At 51.6% G+C, this 517-nt stretch carries 2 protein-coding genes; both read left to right on the top strand.

Features of this window, described 5'->3' with window-relative positions:
- A partial coding sequence (locus AC1DWB_RS37200) for a hypothetical protein (RefSeq protein ID WP_477546032.1) occupies positions 1 to 192 on the top strand: 192 nt, incomplete at its 5' end.
- 7 nt (positions 193 to 199) lie between these two features.
- The coding region (locus tag AC1DWB_RS37195) for a class I SAM-dependent methyltransferase (RefSeq protein ID WP_477546031.1) at positions 200 to 517 on the top strand (318 nt) is incomplete at its 3' end.

Here is a 517-nt window from a genome sequence, read left to right as displayed (position 1 = left end):
GTGGAATTGTTCCACCCGGAKGTCAGCAATCCTTGCTATTTGGCGTTATCCCAAAGGGTGGACTTGCATCACCGGGGATATATCGCGAATGCTGAGCCGCCTTCCAGCGACTATGCGTTCAAGCGGGGCGATATTTATGTGGATGTAGTGCGGCTTCAAGAAACATTGAATAATTGCGGGATCTATGCTTAAGGAGTGGATGGATGCGATGCTGGAGCAGCGCTTGGAGCAGATTCGGCAGAAAGTGGCTTCTGTACAAGGTTGGGTTGGAGACGCGGCTGGTATGAAGCTGTATCAATTGGCCCGGTTTCATTCACCGAACGGTGTCGTAGTGGAACTAGGCTCGTGGAAAGGTCGATCTACCTTATGGTTGGCTCATGCCGTCCATGACCGTGGCGAGGGAAACGTATTTGCAGTGGATACGTGGAGAGGAACGGTCGGTGAAGAAGGTCATTCGAGCTTGTTGGCCGATTACAACGAGGGTCAACTGTTCGAAGAATTCAGAGAGAATATGCGG

Source organism: Paenibacillus sp. P4_E11, from assembly GCF_056401635.1.
Note: the sequence above shows the minus strand (reverse complement) of the source record. Positions and strands in the feature narration are given on the sequence as shown.